The sequence below is a fragment of the Pantoea dispersa genome (assembly GCF_019890955.1).
Classification (GTDB): domain Bacteria; phylum Pseudomonadota; class Gammaproteobacteria; order Enterobacterales; family Enterobacteriaceae; genus Pantoea; species Pantoea dispersa.
Map to the genome: position 1 here is coordinate 2,813,614 of NZ_CP082346.1, position 22,652 is coordinate 2,836,265.

17 protein-coding genes and 7 tRNA genes are annotated in these 22,652 nt (G+C 56.1%); 21 read left to right on the plus strand and 3 right to left on the minus strand.

The features are described 5' to 3' along the window. Positions 1 to 130: 130 nt before the first annotated feature. Together glnS and nagE are read right to left on the minus strand one after the other, a co-directional pair. Positions 131 to 1,798: a glutamine--tRNA ligase gene (glnS, locus tag K7H94_RS13150; protein ID WP_058757889.1), complete on the minus strand. Its 1,668-nt coding sequence runs from the start codon at positions 1,796 to 1,798 to the stop codon at positions 131 to 133. 151 nt (positions 1,799 to 1,949) lie between these two features. Continuing rightward, positions 1,950 to 3,983: an N-acetylglucosamine-specific PTS transporter subunit IIBC gene (gene nagE, locus K7H94_RS13155; protein WP_058758041.1), complete on the minus strand. Its 2,034-nt coding sequence runs from the start codon at positions 3,981 to 3,983 to the stop codon at positions 1,950 to 1,952. Positions 3,984 to 4,326: 343 nt separating this feature from the next. Here nagE and nagB point away from each other — a divergent pair, with 343 nt between their 5' ends. The 12 genes from nagB to K7H94_RS13215 all read left to right on the plus strand — a co-directional run bounded on the left by nagB (position 4,327) and on the right by K7H94_RS13215 (position 11,244). Continuing rightward, positions 4,327 to 5,127 (plus strand): glucosamine-6-phosphate deaminase, encoded by an 801-nt coding sequence (gene nagB, locus K7H94_RS13160; protein ID WP_222951169.1) that lies wholly within the window; start codon positions 4,327 to 4,329, stop codon positions 5,125 to 5,127. A 58-nt stretch (positions 5,128 to 5,185) separates the two neighbouring features. After that, positions 5,186 to 6,334: an N-acetylglucosamine-6-phosphate deacetylase gene (nagA, locus tag K7H94_RS13165; protein WP_059012584.1), complete on the plus strand. Its 1,149-nt coding sequence runs from the start codon at positions 5,186 to 5,188 to the stop codon at positions 6,332 to 6,334. 7 nt (positions 6,335 to 6,341) lie between these two features. Beyond that, complete coding sequence (nagC, locus tag K7H94_RS13170; protein WP_058757890.1) at positions 6,342 to 7,562, plus strand: DNA-binding transcriptional regulator NagC; 1,221 nt, start codon at positions 6,342 to 6,344, stop codon at positions 7,560 to 7,562. 41 nt (positions 7,563 to 7,603) lie between these two features. After that, positions 7,604 to 8,356 carry an HAD-IIA family hydrolase gene (locus K7H94_RS13175; RefSeq protein WP_021508565.1) on the plus strand — a complete coding sequence of 251 codons (753 nt, stop codon included), beginning with the start codon at positions 7,604 to 7,606 and terminating at the stop codon, positions 8,354 to 8,356. Positions 8,357 to 8,695: 339 nt separating this feature from the next. Continuing rightward, entirely contained in the window at positions 8,696 to 10,363 is a 1,668-nt protein-coding gene (gene asnB, locus K7H94_RS13180; RefSeq protein ID WP_222951170.1) for an asparagine synthase B, read from the plus strand. A gap of 216 nt (positions 10,364 to 10,579) precedes the next feature. Next, positions 10,580 to 10,656, plus strand: a tRNA-Met gene (locus tag K7H94_RS13185). Positions 10,657 to 10,663: 7 nt separating this feature from the next. Then, a tRNA-Leu gene (locus K7H94_RS13190) sits at positions 10,664 to 10,748 on the plus strand. A 21-nt stretch (positions 10,749 to 10,769) separates the two neighbouring features. Next, positions 10,770 to 10,844, plus strand: a tRNA-Gln gene (locus tag K7H94_RS13195). Between the two features lie 34 nt (positions 10,845 to 10,878). Continuing rightward, positions 10,879 to 10,953: transfer RNA gene (locus K7H94_RS13200), tRNA-Gln, on the plus strand. A gap of 29 nt (positions 10,954 to 10,982) precedes the next feature. Further along, positions 10,983 to 11,059 (plus strand) — tRNA-Met (locus tag K7H94_RS13205). 7 nt (positions 11,060 to 11,066) lie between these two features. Beyond that, positions 11,067 to 11,141: transfer RNA gene (locus K7H94_RS13210), tRNA-Gln, on the plus strand. A gap of 28 nt (positions 11,142 to 11,169) precedes the next feature. After that, a tRNA-Gln gene (locus tag K7H94_RS13215) sits at positions 11,170 to 11,244 on the plus strand. A gap of 105 nt (positions 11,245 to 11,349) precedes the next feature. On the opposite strand, the gene ubiF is transcribed toward K7H94_RS13215, so the two are convergent. Continuing rightward, a complete protein-coding gene (gene ubiF, locus K7H94_RS13220; RefSeq protein WP_222951171.1) occupies positions 11,350 to 12,522 on the minus strand; it encodes a 3-demethoxyubiquinol 3-hydroxylase in 1,173 nt (390 codons plus the stop codon). A 596-nt stretch (positions 12,523 to 13,118) separates the two neighbouring features. Between ubiF and miaB the strand changes: the two genes are divergently transcribed. The 9 genes from miaB to K7H94_RS13265 all read left to right on the plus strand — a co-directional run bounded on the left by miaB (position 13,119) and on the right by K7H94_RS13265 (position 22,425). After that, positions 13,119 to 14,543, plus strand: a complete 1,425-nt coding sequence (miaB, locus tag K7H94_RS13225; RefSeq protein ID WP_021508568.1) for a tRNA (N6-isopentenyl adenosine(37)-C2)-methylthiotransferase MiaB — start codon at positions 13,119 to 13,121, stop codon at positions 14,541 to 14,543. 205 nt (positions 14,544 to 14,748) lie between these two features. Next, a complete protein-coding gene (locus K7H94_RS13230) occupies positions 14,749 to 15,822 on the plus strand; it encodes a PhoH family protein (protein WP_058757893.1) in 1,074 nt (357 codons plus the stop codon). Then, positions 15,819 to 16,292 (plus strand): rRNA maturation RNase YbeY, encoded by a 474-nt coding sequence (gene ybeY / locus K7H94_RS13235; protein WP_222951172.1) that lies wholly within the window; start codon positions 15,819 to 15,821, stop codon positions 16,290 to 16,292. The genes K7H94_RS13230 and ybeY overlap by 4 nt, the downstream gene beginning before the upstream one ends. 82 nt (positions 16,293 to 16,374) lie before the next feature. Continuing rightward, the gene (corC, locus tag K7H94_RS13240; RefSeq protein ID WP_021508571.1) at positions 16,375 to 17,256 is read left to right on the plus strand and encodes a CNNM family magnesium/cobalt transport protein CorC; all 882 of its coding nucleotides are present in this window, start codon (positions 16,375 to 16,377) and stop codon (positions 17,254 to 17,256) included. 4 nt (positions 17,257 to 17,260) lie between these two features. Then, the gene (lnt, locus tag K7H94_RS13245; RefSeq protein WP_222951173.1) at positions 17,261 to 18,787 is read left to right on the plus strand and encodes an apolipoprotein N-acyltransferase; all 1,527 of its coding nucleotides are present in this window, start codon (positions 17,261 to 17,263) and stop codon (positions 18,785 to 18,787) included. 439 nt (positions 18,788 to 19,226) lie between these two features. Beyond that, positions 19,227 to 20,120: a glutamate/aspartate ABC transporter substrate-binding protein gene (locus tag K7H94_RS13250; protein ID WP_021508573.1), complete on the plus strand. Its 894-nt coding sequence runs from the start codon at positions 19,227 to 19,229 to the stop codon at positions 20,118 to 20,120. 161 nt (positions 20,121 to 20,281) lie between these two features. Beyond that, positions 20,282 to 21,022, plus strand: a complete 741-nt coding sequence (locus tag K7H94_RS13255) for an amino acid ABC transporter permease (protein ID WP_021508574.1) — start codon at positions 20,282 to 20,284, stop codon at positions 21,020 to 21,022. Next, complete coding sequence (gene gltK / locus K7H94_RS13260) at positions 21,022 to 21,699, plus strand: glutamate/aspartate ABC transporter permease GltK (protein ID WP_021508575.1); 678 nt, start codon at positions 21,022 to 21,024, stop codon at positions 21,697 to 21,699. The genes K7H94_RS13255 and gltK overlap by 1 nt, the downstream gene beginning before the upstream one ends. Further along, on the plus strand, positions 21,700 to 22,425 hold the full coding sequence (locus K7H94_RS13265; protein ID WP_058757895.1) for an amino acid ABC transporter ATP-binding protein: 726 nt from the start codon (positions 21,700 to 21,702) through the stop codon (positions 22,423 to 22,425). The last annotated feature ends 227 nt before the right edge of the window (positions 22,426 to 22,652 follow it).

A 22,652-nucleotide genomic window follows, 5' to 3' on the forward strand; every position in this document is an offset into this window, starting at 1 on the left:
GTCGTAATCGCGCGTAATTACTGTTTTTTGTCTGGTTCAGCATAATCGATTCCCGTTTGCAGATAACGGGCAATAAAAAAGGGCGATTGCTCGCCCTTTGCTGATCATATCGTGCTATCAAGCAGTAAAATTATTCGCCGATTTTTGCCCAGGTATCACGCAGACCCACAGTGCGGTTGAACACCAGTTTCGACGGCTGCGAGTACACGCTGTCAGCGCAGAAGTAACCTTCGCGCTCAAACTGATACGGCGCCAGCGCGCTGGCGGCACGCAGACCCGGCTCAACGAAGCCCTGTTTGATCTCCAGCGAGTTCGGGTTAATGGTGGTGAGGAAATCCTCGGCCGCGCCCGGGTTTGGCACGCTGAACAGACGATCGTACAGGCGGAATTCGGCAGGCAGCGCGTGAATCGCCGACACCCAATGGATAACGCCTTTCACCTTGCGGCCATCGGCCGGATCTTTGCTCAGGGTGTCGACATCGCAGGTAGCGTAGATGCAGGTGATGTTGCCGGCTTCATCTTTCGCCACGCGCTCGGCACGAATGACATAAGCGTTGCGCAGACGAACTTCTTTACCCAGCACCAGACGTTTGTACTGCTTGTTGGCCTCTTCACGGAAGTCGGCGCGATCGATCCACACCTCACGGCTGAACGGCACCTCACGCGTGCCCATCTCCGGCTTGTTCGGATGGTTCGGCATGCTGATGATTTCTTCATGCCCGGCCGGCAGGTTCTCGATCACCACTTTCAGCGGATCCAGCACCGCCATGGCGCGCGGCGCGTTCTCGTTGAGGTCGTCACGAATGCACGACTCCAGCGACGCCATCTCAACAATGTTGTCCTGCTTGGTCACACCGATACGGCGACAGAATTCGCGGATTGACGCCGCGCTATAGCCACGGCGGCGCAGACCGGATACGGTCAGCATGCGCGGATCGTCCCAGCCTTCAACAATCTTCTCGCTCACCAGCTGTGTCAGCTTACGCTTCGACATCACCGCATATTCCAGATTCAGGCGCGAAAACTCGTACTGACGCGGATGCACCGGAATAGTGATGTTATCCAGCACCCAGTCGTAGAGACGACGGTTGTCCTGGAACTCCAGCGTACACAGGGAATGGGTGATGCCTTCCAGCGCATCGGAGATGCAGTGGGTAAAGTCGTACATCGGATAGATGCACCACTTGTTGCCAGTCTGGTGGTGTTCGGCAAATTTAATGCGGTACAGCACCGGATCGCGCATCACAATAAAGCTGGATGCCATGTCGATTTTGGCACGCAGACAGGCTTTGCCCTCTTCGAAGCCGCCATCACGCATCTTCTGGAACAGCGCCAGGTTCTCTTCCACGCTGCGATCGCGATACGGGCTGTTTTTGCCCGGCGCGGTTAGCGTGCCGCGGTATTCACGGATCTGCTCTGGCGACAGCTCGTCAACGTAGGCCAGGCCTTTGTTGATCAGCTCAACCGCGTAGTTGAACAGTTGGTCAAAGTAGTCAGAGGAGTAACGAATGTTGCCGCTCCACTCAAAGCCCAGCCATTGCACATCATTCTTGATCGATTCAACGAACTCCATATCCTCTTTGACCGGATTGGTGTCGTCGAAACGCAGGTTGCACTGCCCCTGATAATCTTGTGCGATACCAAAGTTCAGGCAGATCGATTTTGCATGGCCAATATGCAGGTAACCATTGGGCTCAGGCGGGAAACGGGTATGCACACTGTTGTGCTTACCGCTCGCCAAATCTTCGTCGATGATCTGACGAATAAAGTTCGTTGGGCGGGCTTCAGCCTCACTCATCTCAAAATCCTCAAAACAATAGCGGGTGATTTGTACCACGAAGTAACGGAGTATGATCCACAAAGCGCTGAAGGGAAACAACCGTTTGTTGGTCGTTTTAAAACAAAAAAGGCAGGAATTGCTTCCTGCCTTCAGTGACGCTCAAAACGTGTTAATTTTTCACTTCATACAGCGGCGTAACGCCTGCCACCACGGTACCGCCTGCCAGCAGATTCAGACCAGCAAAATCATCGCTGTTGCTGACCACCACCGGGCTGATCATCGAACGCGCATTGGCGTTGAGGAAGTCCAGATCCATTTCGAGGATCGGCTGGCCCGCTGTGACGGTTGCGCCCTCTTCCACCAGACGGGTAAACCCTTTACCTTCCAGCGCGACGGTATCGAGACCCATGTGCACGACAATCTCGACGCCATTTTCGGCTTCAAGGCAGAATGCATGGTTGGTGTTGAAGATTTTCACCACGGTACCCGCCACCGGCGCGACGACAGTTTTATCGCTCGGTTTGATCGCCAGACCATCGCCTACCGCTTTGCTGGCGAAGGCTTCATCCGGCACGTTTTCCAGCGCTACCACTTCGCCACTGACCGGTGCCAGCAGCGTTGCAATCACCTTTTTCTCGCTGTTGCGCACGGCCTGGGGCTGAGCAGCCGCAGGCGCGGCGGTTGTTGCCGCTGCTGGTGCCGCTGCGCCGGCCACCGGGCCTTTGCTCAGTACGGTTTTCATCGCGGTCGCAATGCTTTCGGCCTGCGTACCAACAATGATCTGCACGCTCTGCTTGTTAAGGCGGATCACGCCAGAAGCACCGAGGCGTTTGGCCACACTCTCATTCACCTGCGCCGAGTCTTTCACATTCAGACGCAGACGGGTAATGCAGGCGTCGATGTTGGTCAGGTTGTCAGAACCGCCCACCGCGCCGATGTAGCGACGTGCCAGAGATTCGGTTTCGCTCTCACCGTTGCTGCTATGATCAACGTTGACGTCGTAGCCGTCTGTCTCATCACCGGCAGCCAGCTCGCGGCCCGGCGTCAGCAGGTTGAATTTCTGAATGGTGAAGCGGAACACCACGTAGTAAATGACGAAGAACACCAGACCCTGCGGGATCAGCATCCACCAGTGCACGGCCAGCGGGTTACGCGTCGACAGCACCATGTCCACCAGACCGGCACTGAAACCGAAACCGGCAATCCAGTGCATGCTGGCAGCGATGAAGACCGAAATACCGGTCAGCACGGCGTGGATGACATACAGCACCGGCGCCACGAACATGAAGGAGAATTCCAGCGGCTCGGTGATGCCGGTGAAGAAGGCGGCGAATGCCGCTGCCAGCATGATACCACCGACTTTGGCGCGGTTTTCCGGACGTGAGCAGTGATAGATTGCCAGCGCCGCACCCGGCAGACCGAACATCATGATCGGGAAGAAGCCCGCCTGATAGCGACCGGTGATACCCGGAATGCCGGTACCGTTGGCGATAGACTGCGCGCCGCCCAGGAATTTCGGAATGTCGTTGATGCCCGCCACGTCGAACCAGAACACCGAGTTCAGCGCGTGGTGCAGGCCAACCGGAATCAGCAGACGGTTAAAGAAGGCGTACACGCCCGCACCGACCGAGCCCAGTTTCTGAATGTGCTCACCAAAGCTCACCAGACCGCCGAAAATGATCGGCCAGACGTACATCAGGATGAAGGCGACCACAATCATCAGGAAGGAAACCAGGATCGGCACCAGACGGCGACCGCTGAAGAACGACAGCGCCTTAGGCAGCTCAACGTGGCTGAAGCGGTTATAGACTTCCGCCGAGAGAATGCCCACCAGGATGCCGACAAACTGGTTATTGATTTTACCGAAGGCGGCAGGAACCTGCTCCACCGGCATTTTCTGAATCATGGCCACCGCGGCGGGTGAACACAGGGTAGTAACTACGAGGAAACCTACAAAGCCGGTTAATGCCGCTGCACCGTCTTTATCTTTTGACATGCCGTAAGCCACACCAATGGCGAACAGCACGGACATGTTGTCGATGATGGCAGAACCCGATTTGATCAGCAGTGCTGCCAGCGCATTGCCTGCGCCCCAGCTGTCCGGATCGATCCAGTAACCTACCCCCATCAGGATTGCCGCTGCCGGCAGGGTCGCTACCGGCACCATAAGCGCGCGGCCGACCTTTTGCAGATATCCTAAAATACTCACCTTATTCTCCCCCTATGAGACTGGCGTTTTGCCGTGATGCGGGTTGATTTTATTATCCCGGCACCCGGTACCTTGATGACACACTTCACCACGAGGCGCAGTGTAAAGATAAATTAATTCGCCTCGCAAATTAAAACCAGTGTAACTGTGACTTTAATCACCAAAATGGACGTTTTTCACTGCGAAATGCTAGCCACCACCACAAACTTATTTTATGATGAAAAATATCAGGTCGCACTTTTCCAACGCCGCGAGCGCGCAAACGGGTTACCCTATAAGCAGCCAGCTGCAGCAGTAAACGCGACCCTAACTTTCCAATCTTAACTGAGGTGAAGACATGAGACTGATCCCTTTGGCCACACCGACCCAGGTGGGTAAATGGGCTGCACGCCATATCGTTAATCGCATCAATGCCTTTAAACCCAGCGCAGACCGTCCCTTTGTGCTGGGACTGCCAACCGGCGGTACGCCGCTGGAAGCCTACAAGCACCTGATCGAGATGCATAAAGCGGGCCAGGTTAGTTTCAAACACGTGATCACCTTCAATATGGATGAGTATGTCGGTCTGCCGAAAGAGCATCCGGAAAGCTATCACAGCTTTATGTACCGTAACTTTTTCGATCACGTTGATATTCAACCAGAAAATATCAATCTTCTGAATGGCAATGCCGAAGATATTGACGCAGAATGTCGCCAATACGAAGAGAAGATCCGCGCACTGGGTAAAATCCACCTGTTTATGGGCGGCGTCGGCAACGATGGCCACATTGCGTTCAACGAACCGGCTTCTTCGCTCTCTTCCCGCACCCGCATTAAAACCCTGACGCACGACACCCGTGTGGCGAACTCGCGTTTCTTCGACGGCGATGTTGATCAGGTGCCTAAATATGCCCTGACCGTGGGCGTCGGCACGCTGCTGGATGCGGAAGAAGTGATGATTCTGGTGACCGGCCACGTCAAAGCCCAGGCGCTGCAGGCGGCGGTAGAAGGTAACGTCAACCACATGTGGACCATCAGCTGCCTGCAGCTGCACCCGAAAGCGGTGGTGGTGTGTGATGAGCCAGCCACCATGGAACTGAAAGTGAAAACCGTGAAATATTTCCGCGAATTGGAAGCGGAAAATATGAAGGGTGTGTAACAACACGTTGTAGAAAGCCTGCTGTTAAGCGCAGCAGGTTCAGCCGGGAGAAGAGATGATGTACGCATTAGTTAACGGCCGGATTTTTACCGGTCATGAAGTTCTGGACAATCACGCCGTGGTGATTGCCAATGGCCTGATTGAGCGTGTCTGCCCGCGCGATGCGCTGGACGCCGCGATTCCACAACAGGATGTGGCTGGTGCGTTCATCGCTCCCGGATTTATCGACCTGCAGCTCAACGGCTGCGGCGGCGTGCAGTTCAACGACGACATCAATGCCCTGAGCGTGGAAACGCTGGAGATCATGCAGCGTGCCAATGAAAAATCCGGCTGCACCAGCTATTTACCGACGCTGATTACCAGCAGTGATGAACTGATGAAGCGCGCAATTGAAACCATGCGTGCTTACCTGGCGAAGCATCAGAATCAGGCGCTGGGCCTGCATCTGGAAGGTCCGTGGCTGAATAAAGAGAAGAAAGGTACTCACAATCCGCAGCTGATTCGTTTGCCGGATGCGGAACTGGTGGATTTCCTGTGCGCCAACGCTGACGTCATCACCAAAGTTACGCTGGCGCCGGAAAATGCGGGCAGCGCGGTGATTCGCCAGCTGCGTGACGCCGGGATTATTGTGTCATCTGGTCACTCCAATGCCACCTATGCCGAAGCCAAAGCGGGCATCAGCGCGGGCGTCACCTTTGCCACCCACCTGTATAACGCCATGAGCGCCTTTAGCGGTCGTGAGCCAGGTCTTATCGGTGCGCTGTTTGATTCGCCTGATGTATACTGCGGCATTATTGCAGACGGTTTACATGTCAATTACGCTAACGTGCGCAATGCAAAACGAATCAAAGGCGACAAACTGGTGCTGGTGACCGATGCCACCGCGCCGGCCGGTGCGTCGATTGATCAATTCATTTTTGCAGGTAAAACAATATACTATCGCGACGGCCTGTGCGTAGATGAGAACGGTACCCTGAGCGGATCTGCGCTGACAATGATTGAAGCGGTGCAGAATAGCGTGGAACATTGTGGTATCGCGCTGGACGAAGCGCTGCGCATGGCGACCCTGTATCCGGCAAGGGCAATGGGTGTGGAAAGGCAGTTTGGTACGGTGGAAGCAGGAAAAGTCGCCAACCTCACTGTCTTTACCCGCGATTATCAAATCACTAAGACGTTCGTCAACGGAGACAACGTCCTCAGCGAGTAAGTACTGAATGACCACTGGCGGCCAGACTCAAATAGGAAATGTCGATCTTGTCAAACAACTTAACAGTGCAGCTGTTTACCGGCTGATTGATCAACAGGGGCCGATTTCGCGTATTCAGATTGCCGAACTCAGCCAGCTTGCGCCCGCCAGCGTCACCAAAATTACCCGTCAGCTTATCGAACGCGGCCTCATCAAAGAGGTGGAGCAACAGGCCTCCACCGGTGGGCGCCGCGCCATCTCCATCATCACCGAAACCCGCCATTTTCATACCATCGGCGTGCGCCTGGGGCGTAACGATGCCACGCTGACGCTGTTCGATCTCAGCGGAAAATCGCTGGCGCAGGAAGATTATCCGCTGCCGGAGCGCACCCAGGAGACGCTGGAGAACGCGCTGTTCAACGCCATCAGTGCCTTTATGAGCACGCACCAGCGTAAAATTCATGAGCTGATCGCTATCGCGGTGATCCTGCCGGGGCTGGTCGACCCGATTAACGGCATCATTCGCTACATGCCGCACATTGCCGTTAGCCACTGGCCGCTGGTGGCGAGCCTGAAAAAACGCTTTAACGTCACCAGTTTTGTCGGGCACGATATCCGCAGCCTGGCGCTGGCTGAGCACTATTTCGGTGCAAGCCGCGACTGTGCAGACTCCATTCTGGTGCGTTTACACCGCGGAACCGGCGCCGGCATCATCGCGAACGGCCACATTTTCCTCGGCAGCAATGGCAACGTGGGTGAGATTGGTCATATTCAGGTCGATCCGCTCGGCGAACGCTGCCACTGTGGCAACTTTGGCTGCCTCGAAACCATTGCCGCCAATGGCGCGATTGAGAACCGCGTGCGCCACCTGCTCAATCAGGGTTATCCCAGCAGCCTGACGCTGGATGATTGCCAGATGCCGCAAATCTGCCGCGCCGCCAATCAGGGCGACGCGCTGGCCTGCGAAGTGATCGAGTACGTTGGCCGCTATCTCGGCAAAGCGATCGCTATCGCCATTAACCTGTTTAACCCGCAAAAAGTGGTGCTGGCCGGCGAAATTACCGATGCCGATAAAGTGCTGTTCCCGGCGATTGAGGGCTGCATTAACACCCAGGCGTTGAACGCGTTTCGCAAAAATCTGCCCGTGGTGCGGTCTGAGCTAGACCATCGTTCGGCAATTGGCGCTTTCGCGCTGGCAAAACGCGCTATGCTGAATGGCATTCTGCTGCAGCACCTGCTGGAAGAATAATAGAAAGCCTGCCGGCTGGCAGGCCCGACCGGAAGCCATCTATGACCATCAAAAGCGTAATCTGTGACATCGACGGCGTGTTGATGCACGACAATACCGCCGTGAAAGGCGCAAACGAATTCCTGCAGCGCATTCTGGAAAAAGAGATGCCGCTGGTGGTACTGACCAACTATCCGTCACAAACCGCGCAGGATCTGGCCAACCGCTTTGCCAACGCCGGCGTCGACATCCCGGATTCGGTGTTTTACACCTCCGCCATGGCCACCGCGGATTTCCTGCGTCGTCAGGAGGGCAAAAAAGCCTACGTGATTGGTGAAGGCGCACTGATTCATGAACTGTATAAAGCCGGTTTTACCATCACTGACGTCAACCCGGATTTCGTGATTGTCGGCGAGACGCGTTCGTTTAACTGGGAAATGATGCATAAAGCCGCCTTCTTTGTGGCTAACGGTGCGCGTTTTATCGCGACCAATCCTGATACCCACGCACGCGGCTTTGTGCCGGCCTGTGGCGCGCTCTGTGCCGGTATCGAAACTATCTCCGGCCGCAAACCGTTTTATGTCGGTAAGCCCAGCCCTTACATCATGCGCGCCGCACTGAATAAAATGCATGCGCATTCAGAAGAGACGGTGATTGTGGGCGATAACCTGCGCACCGATATTCTGGCTGGCTTCCAGGCCGGTCTGGAAACCATTCTGGTGCTGTCCGGCGTCTCTACGCTGAGCGATATCGACGCCATGCCGTTCCGTCCGGACTGGATCTACCCTTCCGTGGCTGATATCGACCTGTTCTGATTAGCGTCATGCTGTCTGCTTATGGCCCTGCACGCCGTTACGGTGTGCAGGGCTTTTTTATGTGTCTGGCATACCGCTGTGATTCAGCCGCTGACGCGGCCTCATCGGTTGCGCACAAAACCATCACTCCTGACAATTCATTAGACGACATCTAATTTAATCGCTAATTTTTTGAATAAAACTCAACATTAATTCACACCAACAATCTTTTTATCAGTATTTGGTGATTTTGCTTGCGTTACCACCATCAATTAGCGCATTTTCTTATACATCACGCAGCGCAGGCTGCCGGACAAACAAGTCAATAACATCGCCACAGGGTGAGATCAGGAGTCAGTTATGTGTTCGATTTTTGGTGTGCTGGATCTGAAGACCGATCCTGTTGAACTGCGCAAGAAAGCGCTGGAATGTTCCCGTCTGATGCGTCACCGCGGCCCGGACTGGTCAGGTGTCTTCGCTGATGAGAAAGCCATTCTGGTGCACGAGCGCCTGTCCATCGTTGACGTGAACAACGGCGCCCAGCCGCTGTACAACGCGGATCACACCCACGTACTGGCTGTTAACGGCGAAATTTATAACCACCAGGCGCTGCGCGCGGAACTGAGCGATCGCTACGCGTTCCAGACCGGTTCAGACTGCGAAGTCATCCTCGCGCTGTATCAGGAAAAAGGCCTCGATTTCCTCGACGACCTGCAGGGCATGTTCGCCTTCATTCTGTGGGACAGCGTCAAACAGCAGTATCTGATTGGCCGCGATCACATCGGTATTATTCCGCTCTATATGGGCAACGATGAGCACGGCAACCTGTATGTTGCTTCTGAAATGAAAGCGCTGGTGCCGGTGTGCCGCAGCATCAAAGAGTTCCCGCCGGGAAGCTACCTCTCCAGCACCGATGGCGAAATCCGTCGTTACTGGCAGCGTGACTGGATGGATTTTGCCGCCGTGGCGCATAACACCACCGATGCCGCTGGCCTGAAGCACGCGCTGGAAGAGTCAGTGAAAAGCCACCTGATGTCAGACGTACCGTACGGCGTGCTGCTGTCCGGCGGCCTCGACTCTTCCATCATCTCTGCGGTGACCAAGCGCTATGCCGCCAAACGCGTGGAAGATCAGGACAAGAGCGATGCATGGTGGCCGCAGCTGCACTCGTTTGCCGTCGGTCTGGAAGGATCGCCGGATCTGAAAGCGGCGCAGGCGGTGGCCGATCACCTCGGTACCGTGCATCATGAAATTCACTTCACCGTGCAGGAAGGTCTGGATGCGATCCGCGATGTGATTTACCACATCGAAACCTACGATGTGACCACCATTCGCGCGTCGACACCAATGTATCTGATGTCGCGTAAAATCAAAGCGATGGGCATCAAAATGGTGCTGTCCGGTGAAGGGGCGGATGAAGTGTTTGGCGGTTACCTCTACTTCCACAAGGCACCGAACGCCCAGGAGTTCCACGAAGAAAACGTGCGTAAACTGCTGGCACTGCACATGTTTGACTGCGCGCGCGCTAACAAAGCGATGTCGGCGTGGGGCGTGGAAGCACGTGTGCCGTTCCTTGATAAGAAATTCCTTGATGTCGCGATGCGCATCAACCCGGAAGACAAAATGTGCGGCAGCAACGGCAAAATGGAAAAACACATTCTGCGTGAATGTTTCTCCTCTTACCTGCCGGAGAGCGTAGCATGGCGTCAGAAAGAGCAGTTCTCTGATGGCGTAGGCTACAGCTGGATTGACACGCTGAAAGAAGTGGCGGCGAAGCAGATTAGCGAGCAGCAGCTGGCGACCGCGCATTTCCGCTTCCCGCACAACACGCCAACCTCGAAAGAAGCGTATCTGTACCGCGAAATCTTTGAGGAGCTGTTCCCACTGCCAAGCGCGGCAGAGTGCGTGCCGGGCGGTCCCTCCGTGGCCTGTTCGTCAGCGAAAGCCATTGAGTGGGATGAAGCGTTTAAATCGATGGACGATCCGTCTGGCCGTGCGGTAGGCGTGCATCAGTCAGCGTACAAATAAGCATTTTCTTTATGCGTATAAGGGGCCCATTGTGGCCCCTTTTTCTTGCATCTGACGCGGATACGATCGAAAATTGCCGAATAAATCATCAGCCTGGTTACAAGCCAGACAAACAGGCGCGTTAAGGCAAAAAACGGCAAAAAATTTGTTGACGCTACAAAGCTCAATACGCATAATGCGCCCCGCAACGCCGATGAAGGTAACGCGAAAAAAGATGGCTACGTAGCTCAGTTGGTTAGAGCACATCACTCATAATGATGGGGTCACAGGTTCGATTCCCGTCGTAGCCACCATCTTTTTGCGGGAGTGGCGAAATTGGTAGACGCACCAGATTTAGGTTCTGGCGCCGCAAGGTGTGCGAGTTCAAGTCTCGCCTCCCGCACCATTTCAGTCTTCGGCAGCCGGATGGGGTATCGCCAAGCGGTAAGGCACCGGTTTTTGATACCGGCATTCCCTGGTTCGAATCCAGGTACCCCAGCCAATCCGATGCACTCTCGTGGATACGAGTCGACGAATGGGATATCGCCAAGCGGTAAGGCACCGGTTTTTGATACCGGCATTCCCTGGTTCGAATCCAGGTATCCCAGCCATCATCGGGCGCAGTAAAGCAGTACAATCTGGCTACGTAGCTCAGTCGGTTAGAGCACATCACTCATAATGATGGGGTCACAGGTTCGATTCCCGTCGTAGCCACCAAACAAATTGGGGTGTCGCCAAGCGGTAAGGCAGTGGATTCTGATTCCACCATTCCGGGGTTCGAATCCCTGCACCCCAGCCATACAAAGACAATTTGACCAAACACCTATTGGGGTGTCGCCAAGCGGTAAGGCACCGGATTCTGATTCCGGCATTCCGGGGTTCGAATCCCTGCACCCCAGCCAAATTGCACAACAGGCCCGCTTTTGCGGGCTTTGTTGTTTTTGTCGTTACTGAATTTCACACCTTATACAACAGATGGCGCCACCACGATTGCGGCGCCCGGTGTGTTACAACCCCAGCGCGTAACGCAGCACCTGACGCTTGAGCACGCCAGCATTCTCTGCCGCAATCAGTCCAAGGTTACGCACCACACGCAGCGGCGGCAGCGCGTTGCTAAAGGCGAAGTAGAACAGATCCATACCGCCCTGCATCAGCAAATTATCTTTGTAGCGCTGACGGTGATAACGCTGCAGAACCGGCAGCGATGACCAGCGCTGCGCCTGACTGCGCGCGTCCACCAGCGTATCAATCAGCGCATCCACATCGCGGTAGCCGAGATTAACCCCCTGCCCGGCCAGCGGATTGATGGTGTGTGCAGCATCACCGACCAGCGCCAGGCCCGGCAGCACATAGCGCGTGGCATGGCGGCGCACCAGCGGGAACGACGCCGCGTTCTTCACCTCGAAGCGGCCGACGCGCGCCGGGAAATTAGCCTGCACCTCTTTGGCCAGCTGGCTGAGCGGCAGATTTTGCAGCTGACGGATCCGCGCCGGCGCGTCGTACCACACCAGCGAAGCGTGACGATCGAACAGCGGCAGAAACGCGCGCGGTCCGTCCGGCGTAAATTGCTGCCAGGTGGCATCGCCGGCCTCGTGTTCACACTCAACGCTGATTAGCATGCAGGATTGCGCATAGTTCCAGCCGCGCACGCCGATACCCGCGAGCTGGCGCACGCGCGAATTAGCACCATCGGCCCCCACCACCAGCTGGCTATCCAGCGTGGTCCCGTCATCCAGCTGCAGCTGCCAGCCGCCGCTGTGCGCCTGCAGCGCCTGCAGTGAGGCCGGACACAGCAGCGTTACGCCATCCTGCTGCATCTGCTCCCACAGCGCGCGCTGCAGCACGCTGTTTTCCACCATATAGCCCAGCTCGGGAATGCCCAGTGCAGCGGCGTCGAAGGTGACGTGTGCGCTTTGCCACTCCCAGGTTTCCAGCTTGCGGTAGGGCGCGCTGCGCATCGCCTGGACACGCGGCCAGACATTGAGCTGGCGCAGCAGCGCCACCGATGACGCACCAATGGCGGAGATGCGTATATCCGGCGCCAGGCTGGCGTCAAACGCGGCCGGTTCGGCACGCTCAATCACCGCCACGCGAAACTGCTGTTGCGCCAGACCACAGGCCAGCGCGGCACCGACCATGCCGCCGCCCACCACCACCACATCAAACTGTGAATCCTGCATTGACTCTTATCCTTCTGATTGCCGTGACGCCTTGCGGCAGCACTCTATGTGGCAAAGTGTACCGGAAATTTACCACACCAGCAGAAAAGCCCTGCTAACCTTGTGCTTCAGACGGCTCAGCCGCGCGAAGTATAACCGGGCATCATGCCCTAAATAATTCGTGCGCCAGGAAGGCGGCAAGCAAGGATCTCCCCGGGAGCTTACATCAGTAAGTGACCGGGGGAGCCGCGCGCAGCCAACGCACCTGGCGTGTGAAATACAACCGGGCATCATGCCCTAAATAATTCGTAGGCCGGGAAGGCGGCAAGCAAGGATCTCCCCGGGAGCTTACATCAGTAAGTGATCGGGGGAGCCGCGCGTAGCCAACGCACCTGGCGTGCGAAATATAACCGGGCATCATGCCCTAAATAATTCGTGCGCCGGGAAGGCGGCAAGCAAGGATCATCCCGGGAGCTTACATCAGTAAGTGACCGGGGGAGCCGCGCGCAGCCAACGCACCTGGCGTGCGAAGTATGACGGGCATGCTGGTCACACCCGCGCCAAAGCATTACAATACGCGCCCTGCACTTCTCTGCTCAGAATCAATGGCTAGTTCAATGACCAAAAAACTGCATATCAAAACCTGGGGCTGTCAGATGAACGAATATGATTCATCGAAGATGGCTGACCTACTGAACAGCACGCACGGCTATACCCTGACGGAGGAAGCCGAAGACGCAGACGTACTGCTGCTGAATACCTGCTCCATCCGTGAGAAGGCGCAGGAAAAAGTGTTTCACTTGCTGGGACGCTGGAAGAAGCTGAAGGCGAAGAATCCTGAGCTGATTATTGGCGTGGGCGGCTGTGTGGCTTCGCAGGAAGGCGATAAAATTCGCCAGCGCGCGCAGTGCGTGGACATCGTTTTTGGCCCGCAGACGCTGCATCGTCTGCCGGAGATGATTAATCAGGTGCGCGGCAGCAAAAGCCCGATTGTTGACGTCTCGTTCCCGGAAATCGAAAAGTTTGATCGCCTGCCGGAGCCGCGTGCTGAAGGGCCTACGGCTTTTGTCTCGATCATGGAAGGCTGCAATAAATATTGCACTTTCTGCGTGGTGCCTTATACGCGCGGCGAGGAAGTAAGTCGTCCCTGCGATGACATCCTGCTGGAAGTTGCCCAGCTGGCGGCGCAGGGCGTGCGTGAAGTGAATCTGCTGGGGCAGAACGTCAACGCCTATCGCGGCGCGACCTTTGACGACCAGATTTGTACCTTTGCCGAGCTGCTGCGTCTGGTGGCCGCGATTGACGGAATTGACCGGATTCGTTTCACCACCAGCCATCCGATTGAGTTCACTGACGACATCATCGACGTTTATCGTGATACGCCGGAGCTGGTGAGCTTCCTGCACCTGCCAGTGCAGAGCGGTGCCGATCGTATTCTGACGCTGATGAAGCGAGCGCACACTGCGCTGGAGTACAAAGCGATTATTCGTAAGCTGGTGGCCGCGCGCCCGGATATCCAGATCAGTTCAGATTTCATCATTGGCTTCCCGGGCGAAACCCAGCAGGATTTCGAGCAGACCATGAAGCTCATCGGCGAAGTTAATTTCGACACCAGCTTCAGCTTTATCTATTCGGCGCGTCCGGGGACGCCAGCGGCCGATCTGCCGGACGACGTGCCGGAAGAGGAGAAGAAGCAGCGTCTGTACATTTTGCAGGATCGCATCAATCAGCAGGCGATGGCATGGAGCCGTCGCATGCTTGGTACCGTTCAGCGTATTCTGGTGGAAGGTACCTCACGTAAGAATGTGATGGAGCTGACCGGCCGTACCGAAAACAACCGCGTAGTCAACTTTGAAGGCGACGTGCGCATGATCGGTAAATTTGTTGATGTCGAAATCGTCGATGTTTATACCAATTCGCTGCGTGGCGTCGTGGTTCGCACCGAAGAGGAGATGGGCCTGCGCGTCGCGGAGAGTCCGGCATCGGTGATTGCGCGTACGCGTAAAGAGGATGAGATCGGCGTGGGCCTGTATCAACCTTGAGACCGCGATTACTGAGCGACAGCGCACAACGCGCTGTCGCCTGTTTCATCCCGCAGCCCTTGCTTTCCGCAGCTGCCGCCCAAATATCTCCCCTGAAGCTTGCGCCCGGGCGCGACCCCATAAATAATTCCGTAAAGATGCTGACGCCTGGCGTACGGTATCTGCTATTTCTTTCAACTGGCCCTGAGTGACCCAAAGGATTCATTTGAATATCGAAACTCGTGAAATCGCCCTTGAACCGGCAGACAATCGTCGACTGATGAGCCTGTGCGGTCCGTTTGATGACAACGTAAAACAGCTGGAGCGCCGTCTGGGCATTGAGATTAATCGCCGCGACAACCTGTTTAAGCTGGTCGGCCGCGCGCTGAGTGTCGAGGCGGCCGCCAATATTCTGCGTTCGCTGTATGTTGATACCGCGCCGGTGCGCGGCCAGATCCCCGACATTGAACCGGATCAGATCCATCTGGCGATCAAAGAGAGTCGCGTGCTGGAGCAGACGGCCGACAGCGTGCCGGAGTACGGTAAAGCGGTAAACATCAAGACCAAGCGCGGCGTGATTAAACCGCGTACGCCAAACCAGGCGCAGTACATCGCCAATATTCTCGATCACGACATCACCTTCGGCATTGGGCCGGCCGGGACCGGGAAAACCTATCTGGCGGTCGCCGCCGCAGTGGATGCGCTGGAGCGGCAGGAGATTCGCCGTATTCTGCTGACGCGTCCGGCGGTCGAAGCCGGCGAAAAGCTCGGCTTCCTGCCCGGCGATCTCAGTCAGAAAGTCGATCCTTACCTGCGTCCGCTGTATGACGCCCTGTTTGAAATGCTGGGCTTCGAGCGCGTCGAGAAGCTGATGGAGCGCAACGTGATTGAAGTCGCGCCGCTGGCCTACATGCGCGGCCGTACGCTGAACGACGCATTCGTGATTCTCGATGAGAGCCAGAACACCACCATCGAACAGATGAAGATGTTCCTGACGCGTATCGGCTTCAACTCCAAAGCGGTGATTACCGGTGACGTGACGCAGATTGACCTGCCGCGCAGCACCAAATCCGGTCTGCGCCACGCCATTGAAGTGCTGGCCAATGTGGAAGAGATCAGCTTCAACTTTTTCCACAGCGAAGACGTGGTGCGTCATCCGGTGGTCGCACGCATTGTTAATGCTTATGAAGCCTGGGAAGAAGCAGACCAGAAACGCCGTGATAAACTGGCGGAAGAGCGTAAGCGTGAGGCGCAGGCGGCACAAACTGCCAGCCAGCCGACGCCGCAGGAGCCTTCATGAGCACGGTGATTTTAGATTTGCAGCTGGCGTGTGCCGATGAAAACGGCCTGCCCGCAGAAGCGGCGTTTCAGCACTGGCTGGAGGCGGCGGTCACGCCGTTTCAGCCTGAGAGTGAAGTCACGATACGGCTGGTCGATGAAGCGGAGAGTCATGAGCTAAATCTGACTTATCGCGGCAAAGATAAGCCGACTAACGTGCTGTCGTTTCCGTTTGAAGCACCGCCGGGCATTGAGCTGCCGCTGCTGGGCGACCTGATTATTTGTCGTCAGGTTGTTGAGCAGGAAGCCGCCGAGCAGGGCAAAAGCCCTGAAGCGCACTGGGCACACATGGTGGTTCACGGCACGCTGCATCTGCTGGGTTATGACCATATTGAAGACGAGGAAGCTGAAGAGATGGAAGCGCTCGAGACCGAGATAATGCTTGCTCTTGGCTATCCCGATCCGTACATTTCGGAAAAAGAAGACGCCTGAACCGCCGGTTCAGGACATTGCGCTGCTGGCGAGGATGCCGGCAGTTCCTTTCCCTCATTCGAGAGAACTAAATAAAAACGCCATGAGCGACGACCATTCTCAAAACAACGACGCACCCAGTAGTAAAAAGGGTTTTTTCTCCCTGTTAATCAATCAGCTTTTCCACGGCGAACCCAAAAACCGTGACGAACTGCTGGGGCTGATCCGCGATTCTGAGCAAAAAGAGCTGATCGACCAGGACACCCGCGACATGCTGGAAGGGGTGCTGGATATTGCCGAACAGCGCGTGCGCGACATTATGATCCCGCGCTCGCAGATGATAACCCTGAAGCGCAACCAGAGCCTTGAAGAGTGCCTGGCGGTGATTATTGAATCTGCCCACTCGCGCTTCCCGGTGATCAGCGAAGATAAAGACCATGTTGAAGGCATTCTGATGGCGAAAGATCTGCTGCCGTTTATGAGCAGCAGCGCAGAGCCATTCAGCATGGAAAAAGTGCTGCGCCCGGTCGTGGTGGTGCCTGAGAGCAAGCGCGTCGATCGCATGCTCAAAGAGTTCCGCTCGCAGCGCTATCATATGGCGATCGTCATTGATGAGTTCGGTGGTGTCTCCGGACTGGTGACCATCGAAGATATCCTTGAGCTGATCGTCGGCGAAATTGAAGACGAATATGACGACGAAGAAGATCGCGATATCCGTCAGCTCAACCGCCACACCTATACGGTGCGTGCGCTGACGCCGATTGAGGATTTCAATGAGGTATTTGGTAGCGATTTCAGCGATGACGAAGTCGATACCATTGGCGGTCTGGTGATGCAGGGATTCGGCCATCTGCCGGCGCGCGGTGAAAGCATCGACATTGAGGGTTACCAATTCAAAGTTGCGATGGCTGACAGCCGCCGTATCATCCAGGTGCATGTGAAAATTCCGGAAGACTCTCCGCAACCGCAACTGGAAGACGAATAATTTTATGGCATTAGCCTCTCTCTACTCGCAGCAGCGGGTTCGCCTGCTGCTGGCGTTAATTCTGGGTGCCGCGGGCACCCTTTCCTTTTCCCCATATGATTTCTGGCCCGCCGCCCTGCTCTCTCTGGCTGGTTTGCAGCTACTGTTGCTGGATCGCCGCAGCGCGCAGGCGGCAGGCATCGGTTTTGCCTGGGGCTTTGGCCTGTTCGGTAGCGGCATCAACTGGGTGTACGTCAGCATTGCGACGTTTGGCGGCATGCCCGGCCCGGTCAATGTGTTCCTCGTGGTGCTGCTCGCCGCCTATCTGGCGCTTTACCCGCTGCTGTTTGCCCTGCTGCTGAACCGCTTCTGGCCACGGGCCACGCTGTGGCGCATGGCGCTGGCGGCACCGGCGCTGTGGCAGGTCACCGAGTTTCTGCGCGGCTGGGTGCTGACCGGCTTTCCGTGGCTGCAGTTTGGCTACAGCCAGATCGATGGGCCGCTGAAAGGTTTGGCGCCCCTGGCTGGCGTGGAAACCATCACCTTCCTGCTGATGGTGATTGCCGGCCTGCTGGCCTCGGCCTGTTACCACCGCAGCGTGAAAAACCTGATTATCGCCGTCGCGCTGCTGCTGCTACCGTGGCCACTGCGGATGCTGCAGTGGTATCAGCCGCTGCCGCAGCGCAGCGTCAATGTGGCGATGGTGCAGGGCAATATTCCGCAGTCGATGAAGTGGGATCCGCAGCAGCTGCTGACCACGCTGCGCGTCTATACCGCATACAGCCAGCCGTTTATCGGCAAAGCGCCAATCATCATCTGGCCGGAGTCGGCAATTACCGATCTGGAGAGTAATCAGCAGCCGTTTTTGCATGCGCTGGATGACGAACTGCGCGCACGCGGCAGCACGCTGATCACCGGCATTGTTGATTCGCGCGTGGAGAGCGATAACCGCTATCACGATTACAACTCGGTAATTGTGCTGGGCGGCGCGCAGCCTTACAGCTATCAGAGCCGCAACCGCTACCAGAAAAACCATCTGGTGCCGTTTGGCGAGTTTGTGCCGCTGGAAGGTCTGCTGCGTCCGCTGGCTCCGTTCTTCGACCTGCCGATGTCCTCGTTCAGCCGAGGCGCCTACCTGCAGCCACAGCTGAAAGTGGCGGGTTACAACCTCACCAGCGCCATTTGCTATGAGATCGTGCTGGGCGAACAGGTGCGCGCCAACTTCCGTCCGGACACCAACTTCCTGCTGACGGTATCGAACGATGCCTGGTTCGGTCATTCGATTGGTCCGTGGCAGCATTTCCAGATGGCACGCATGCGTGCGCTGGAGCTGGGTCGCCCGCTGTTGCGCTCAACCAACAACGGTGTCACCGCGGTGGTGAATGCAAAGGGAGACGTGGAGAACATCATCCCGCAGTTCACCCGCGAAGTGCTGAGCGCAACAGTCACGCCTGCCAGCGGGGAAACGCCGTATGCACGCGTCGGTATCTGGCCGGTATGGCTGCTGACGCTGGCGGGCATCGTGCTGGCGATTTTACGCCGCCGCGCCTGATACCCCGCCTTCTCTCATCAGGCGAAGCGCAGGCTTCGCCTTTTTTTCTGCGCAGTTTTCCGCTCCCTTTATCCTTAGTCACCACCACTTTCTGCTGCCTTTTTACCCGCTGTCCGCGTACTGGCACGATCATTGCTAATTATTTCAGTGGTTTTAGCAACTTCCGTGATTTGTCAGCGTAATGCCCTGTTTGCGCACCATTATCTGGCACCGAAGCGCACTTAATTGGCGCAGAGGCTGTTTTTTGCCTCTTATTGGTGCGGAGCGGCTCGCAAAAAACAAACTTTTTTGTTTCATTACGTTAACAATTCGCTATGTTAATCACTATCCTGCGCGCAGTTGCGCTAAGGGATAATTAAAAAAGCAGCAGGAAATACACACAACATCACAATCTGCGCAGTTTATGTTCTGCGCAACATTCACACGAAGGAGTAGGAACATGCAGATTCGCAAAGTGGCATTATCGCTTCTGCTGTTGGGCGCAGCAGCGGGCGCGGCCCAGGCGGAAGATCTCACCGGCACCCTGAAAAAAATCAATGATAGTGGCGTGATTGTCGTGGGGCACCGTGAGTCATCCGTTCCCTTTTCTTACTACGACAATCAGCAGAAAGTGGTGGGCTATTCGCAGGACTACTCCAACGCCATTGTTGCCGCCATCAAAGCGAAACTGAATAAGCCGGATCTGCAGGTCAAAATGCTGCCGATCACCTCACAAAACCGTATTCCGCTGCTGCAGAACGGCACCTACGATTTCGAGTGTGGCTCGACCACCAATAACGTAGAGCGTCAGCAGCAGGCGGCGTTCTCTGACACCATCTTCATCATCGGTACGCGTCTTCTGGTGAAGAAAGGCGGCGACATCAAAGACTTCGCCGATCTGAAAGGCAAAACCGTGGTCGTCACCTCGGGCACCACCTCTGAGATTCTGCTGCGCAAGCTGAATGACGAGAAGAAAATGGATATGCGCATCATCAGCGCGAAAGATCACGGTGACTCGTTCCGCACGCTGGAAACCGGTCGCGCAGTGGCCTTCATGATGGATGACGCGCTGCTGGCCGGTGAACGCGCCAAGGCGAAGAAACCGGATAACTGGGAAATCACTGGCACGCCGCAGTCCAAAGAAGCCTACGGCTGCATGCTGCGTAAAGACGATGCGCCGTTTAAACAGCTGATGGATGACACCATCGCCAAAGCGCAGACGTCGGGTGAAGCCACCAAATGGTTCGATACCTGGTTCAAACAGCCAATTCCGCCGAAGAACCTGAACCTGAACTTCGAGCTGTCTTCTGATATGCAGGCGCTGTTTAAAGCACCGAACGACAAAGCACTCTGAATTAACAATGAAAACAAGGGCGGCACTGCTGCCCTCTCGATTGCTGAACACGCGGTGCGGACAGACAGACTGTAACAGGCCGTTCCCCTGAAGCAGGACACAAGACACCGCTCAACAATCTTATGGGTAGCCTCGCTACCCTTTTTTTACCGGAGCTCGTTATGGGTATCGATTGGAACTGGGGCATCTTTTTACAGCAGGCTCCGTTCGGCAATACGACTTACCTCGGCTGGCTGTGGTCCGGATTTCAGGTGACCGTTGCGGTCTCCTGCTGCGCCTGGATTATCGCCTTCCTGGTAGGTTCCTTCTTTGGCATTCTGCGTACCGTGCCTAATCGCTGGCTGTCCACGATTGGCACCTGCTACGTGGAGCTGTTTCGTAATATTCCGCTGATCGTGCAGTTCTTCTTCTGGTATCTGGTGGCGCCAGAACTGGTCGGGGAGAAGCTCGGCATGTGGTTTAAGGCTGAACTGGACCCGAACATCCAGTTTTTCCTCTCTTCAACCATCTGTCTCGGTCTGTTCACCGCCGCACGCGTGTGTGAGCAGGTGCGCGCCGCGATTCAGTCGCTGCCGCGCGGCCAGAAAAACGCCGGTCTGGCGATGGGCCTGACGCTGCCGCAGACCTACCGCTACGTGCTGCTGCCTAACGCCTACCGCGTGATTGTGCCGCCGATGACCTCGGAAATGCTTAACCTGGTGAAGAACTCCGCCATCGCCTCTACCATCGGTCTGGTCGATCTGGCGGCGCAGGCGGGCAAGCTGCTGGATTACTCGGCGCATGCCTATGAATCTTTCACCGCTATCACCCTGGCCTACGTCGGTATTAACCTGGTGATCATGCTGATTATGAGTCTGGTAGAACGCAAAATCCGCCTGCCCGGCAACCTGGGAGGCAAATAATGTACGATTTTGACTGGAGTTCGATTCCGCCCAGCCTGCCCTATCTGCTGAACGGCATGATCATTACGCTGAAAATCACGGCGGTGGCGGTGGTGTTTGGCATTATCTGGGGCACCATTCTGGCGGTGATGCGTTTGTCCGCGTTCGCCCCGATCCGCTGGTTCGCCAAACTGTACGTGAACCTGTTCCGCTCGGTACCGCTGGTGATGGTGCTGCTGTGGTTCTATCTGGTGGTTCCCAGCTTCCTGCAGCAGGTGCTTGGGCTGTCGCCAAAAACCGATATCCGCCTGATCTCCGCCATGGTGGCGTTTGCGCTGTTTGAAGCCGCTTACTATTCGGAGATTATCCGCGCCGGTATCCAGAGCATCTCGCGCGGCCAGTCCAACGCGGCGCTGGCGCTGGGTATGACGCAGTGGCAGTCGATGAAATTGATCATCCTGCCGCAGGCGTTCCGCGCCATGGTGCCGCTGCTGCTGACGCAGGGCATCGTGCTGTTCCAGGACACCTCGCTGGTGTATGTGTTAAGCCTGGCGGACTTCTTCCGCACCGCGTCCACCATCGGTGAACGTGACGGTACCCAGGTAGAAATGGTTCTGTTTGCCGGTCTGGTCTACTTCGTGATCAGCCTGAGCGCTTCGCTGTTGGTCAGTTATCTGAAAAGAAAAAGGACGGTTTAAATGATTAGCCTGAAAAATGTTTCTAAGTGGTATGGGCACTTTCAGGTGCTGACCGACTGCTCCACCGAAGTGAAGAAAGGTGAGGTAGTGGTGGTCTGCGGACCGTCCGGCTCGGGTAAATCGACGCTGATTAAAACGGTGAACGGGCTGGAGCCCGTGCAGCAGGGCAGCATTCAGGTGAACGGTACCGAGGTGAACAATAAAAAAACCAATCTCGCCCAACTGCGCAGCAAAGTGGGCATGGTGTTTCAGCACTTCGAACTGTTCCCGCATCTCAGCATCATTGATAACCTGGTGCTGGCACAGGTGAAAGTGCTGAAGCGCGACAAAACTGCCGCACGCGACAAGGGCCTTGCCCTGCTGAAGCGCGTGGGTCTGGCGGCGCATGCGGAGAAATTCCCTGGTCAGCTGTCTGGCGGTCAGCAGCAGCGCGTCGCCATCGCCCGTGCGCTGTGCATGGATCCTATCGCCATGCTGTTCGATGAACCGACTTCCGCACTGGATCCGGAGATGATCAACGAAGTGCTGGACGTCATGGTGGAGTTAGCCAACGAGGGCATGACGATGATGGTGGTGACGCACGAGATGGGCTTTGCACGCAAAGTGGCGAATCGCGTCATCTTTATGGATGAAGGGAAGATCGTTGAAGATACCAACAAGGATGACTTCTTCAGCAATCCGCAGTCCGATCGTGCCAAAGACTTCCTGGCGAAAATCCTGCACTAATACTCACAATGCTGGCGGTCCACGGACCGCCAAAGTCAGGGCTTATCTTGCCCCTCCTGCACTTCACCAAAATCGATATATTGCTGCTGTAATGCGGTACGCGACTGCGCAAGGCATAGCGTCTTGCCGCACCGGCATGAATCCTCCTGGAGCCTGCCGCCGCACCTGTTTTTTACGGCAGAAGGGATCCTGAACTAAGCCGGACGTCACGCGGCAGGGATGCCGCG

Coding starts and splice junctions, on each gene's coding strand:
- nagC (WP_058757890.1), top strand. CDS start 6,342: ATGACCACTGGCGGCCAGACTCAAATAGGAAATGTCGATCTTGTCAAA.
- K7H94_RS13175 (WP_021508565.1), top strand. CDS start 7,604: ATGACCATCAAAAGCGTAATCTGTGACATCGACGGCGTGTTGATGCAC.
- K7H94_RS13250 (WP_021508573.1), top strand. CDS start 19,227: ATGCAGATTCGCAAAGTGGCATTATCGCTTCTGCTGTTGGGCGCAGCA.
- corC (WP_021508571.1), top strand. CDS start 16,375: ATGAGCGACGACCATTCTCAAAACAACGACGCACCCAGTAGTAAAAAG.
- asnB (WP_222951170.1), top strand. CDS start 8,696: ATGTGTTCGATTTTTGGTGTGCTGGATCTGAAGACCGATCCTGTTGAA.
- nagB (WP_222951169.1), top strand. CDS start 4,327: ATGAGACTGATCCCTTTGGCCACACCGACCCAGGTGGGTAAATGGGCT.
- glnS (WP_058757889.1), bottom strand. CDS start 1,798: ATGAGTGAGGCTGAAGCCCGCCCAACGAACTTTATTCGTCAGATCATC.
- gltK (WP_021508575.1), top strand. CDS start 21,022: ATGTACGATTTTGACTGGAGTTCGATTCCGCCCAGCCTGCCCTATCTG.
- K7H94_RS13265 (WP_058757895.1), top strand. CDS start 21,700: ATGATTAGCCTGAAAAATGTTTCTAAGTGGTATGGGCACTTTCAGGTG.
- miaB (WP_021508568.1), top strand. CDS start 13,119: ATGACCAAAAAACTGCATATCAAAACCTGGGGCTGTCAGATGAACGAA.
- ybeY (WP_222951172.1), top strand. CDS start 15,819: ATGAGCACGGTGATTTTAGATTTGCAGCTGGCGTGTGCCGATGAAAAC.
- nagA (WP_059012584.1), top strand. CDS start 5,186: ATGTACGCATTAGTTAACGGCCGGATTTTTACCGGTCATGAAGTTCTG.
- ubiF (WP_222951171.1), bottom strand. CDS start 12,522: ATGCAGGATTCACAGTTTGATGTGGTGGTGGTGGGCGGCGGCATGGTC.
- lnt (WP_222951173.1), top strand. CDS start 17,261: ATGGCATTAGCCTCTCTCTACTCGCAGCAGCGGGTTCGCCTGCTGCTG.
- K7H94_RS13255 (WP_021508574.1), top strand. CDS start 20,282: ATGGGTATCGATTGGAACTGGGGCATCTTTTTACAGCAGGCTCCGTTC.